This window comes from Chitinophaga sp., assembly GCF_035564935.1.
Lineage (GTDB): Bacteria > Bacteroidota > Bacteroidia > Chitinophagales > Chitinophagaceae > Chitinophaga.
In genome coordinates, this window is sequence record NZ_DATMTE010000078.1 from 1 (window position 1) to 2,099 (window position 2,099).

Genomic DNA, 2,099 nt, shown 5'->3' on the forward strand with positions numbered 1-2,099 from the left:
TATCAATTACGGTACTGATAACAGGGGTATGCCTTTGCCAAGAATATTCATGCTGGGCTTAAATGTTGGATTCTAATTGTTAGCGATTAAAAAACTGAATTATGGAATTAAAATATAAACCGAACTTCCGGAGAAAAACAAATATCAGCCTGGTGATTGGCGCCATCGCCTCTTCGGTATTGTTTTCCTGCTCTAAAGTAAATGACCAGATCCCCTTTTCCAAGCTAACGCCGGAAGAAGCGTTCAGTACACCGGAAAGGATTGAAAAGTCGGCTATCGGCATGTATGACGCCCTGCAAAATGCAGAGTTCTTTGGCGGCCGTGTGCTCATTTATTCTGATGTAAGATCTGTTGACGTAAACATTGCCTCGTACTTCGGCAATGTGCCTACCTTCAACATGCTTTCCAATAATGTGTATGCGTTCAACTGCTGGTCGGGCGGATACCGGACCATTTTTGAAGCCAATTATTTTTCACAGAACCTGAAAGAGCATGAAAGCGTAGTGGGCGCCCAGGTGGCCGCTGGCTATTATGCGGAAGCCAAATTTATCCGGGCGCTTACTTATTTCTTCCTGGTAAATACTTACGCACAAACCTATACATTCCAGGCCGATGCGGGTCATTTGGGTGTTCCCCTGATCCTCACTGCTGCGAAAGACGGTGGTGAAGCTATTGATCCGAAAAATAAAGTGCCACGCAATACGGTAAAAGAAGTATATGACCAGATGATCAAAGACCTCACCGAAGCAGCTGCAGCATTGCCTGTTACTACGGGTGACGACTATAACGATCGCGCCAGAGCTACCAAAGGCGCTGCACATGCGCTCTTGTCACGCATCTACCTGTATGAAGGCAACTGGGCCAAAGCCCGTGATTTTGCCGATAGCGTACTGTTATCATCCCGTGGATATGAACTCGATGCCACCCCCGCAGATGTATGGTCTTCCGGCAACTACCAGAGTTCCATGGAACGTATTTTCTCCGTAGCAATGACCTCCGGCGATAACCCCAACACCAACAACGCCATTGGTCAGCACTACGGCAGTTCCGGCCGGGGTGATATCACTATCAGCCAAACCTACCTGACGCTGCCCAACTTCGACCGCTTCACCGATCTGCGTGCCAAACCGCTGTTCACTTATGCCATCAGCAACGGTGATACCACGGCTTTCTATACAAAGAAATTCTTTGGTAACAGCACCGTGGATGCCTGGGTACCTGTAGTACGCCTGGCAGAAATTATGCTGATCAAAGCAGAGGCATTAGCCAGGTTAAGCCCTGCAGTAGCCGATCCGCAAGCCATCATCCTGCTCAACGCCATCAGAACAAGAGCCAAGGCAAAAGTACTGGCTCCACTCACACAGGCGGCGCTGATCAACGATATCCTCACAGAACGCAGGATAGAGCTGGCCTTCGAAGGACATGGCGAATTTGACTTCCTGAGAACACATCGCAATATACCTGCTCATGGCGGTATTGATGAACAGCCATGGAACGACGATTACGTTATTTTCCCGTTGCCTAACGCAGAAGTGGAACGTAATCCTAATATGAAACAGAACCCGGGGTATTAAGGGGTACTTCATAAAGAAGGGGCTGGCCAGGTTTACTGGTCGGCCCCTTTTTCATTGCGGTGATGTGTTTATTATGGTACTACTTTCCTCACTGTTTTTCCATGGCGCTCTACTATATAAATATTTCTTTCTTTATCCACACAGATGCCGTTAATGGCATTATACAATGTTCCGTTATCGTAGCCGCTTACAGGACTGCTCCCCCTTCCAGCCAGCGATCCGCTTACCCGGCTATCGGTTATCGACCTGATAGCATGGCTATCTGCTACATACATTTCCCCGGTTACTGCATTACGGGGCATTCCCGTGATGCTGCTGAACTGTGCAGCGGTGAGCGTTCCATCCATAAACCCATATGGGTTGCCGGCATACAGCGATCTTACACCATCGGCAATGTTTGAAGTAAAAGGATTGTCCAAATCGCCGCCAAAGAACAATGTCTGGCTGTTATCCACCAACATGGTGCCGGGCGCGCTCTGGTATCCGTGTAAAATTTTTTCTTCATTCGTTTGTGATTAAAAAAAG

General features: G+C 48.0%; 2 protein-coding genes. One reads left to right on the forward strand and one right to left on the reverse strand.

Annotated features, from left to right (window positions below):
• Nucleotides 1-101: 101 nt before the first annotated feature.
• A complete protein-coding gene (locus VN105_RS02120; RefSeq protein WP_325637454.1) occupies nt 102-1,574 on the forward strand; it encodes a RagB/SusD family nutrient uptake outer membrane protein in 1,473 nt (490 codons plus the stop codon).
• 71 nt (nt 1,575-1,645) lie between these two features.
• On the opposite strand, the gene VN105_RS02125 is transcribed toward VN105_RS02120, so the two are convergent.
• Nucleotides 1,646-2,035, reverse strand: a complete 390-nt coding sequence (locus tag VN105_RS02125; RefSeq protein ID WP_325637456.1) for a hypothetical protein — start codon at nt 2,033-2,035, stop codon at nt 1,646-1,648.
• Between the last annotated feature and the right edge of the window lie 64 nt (nt 2,036-2,099).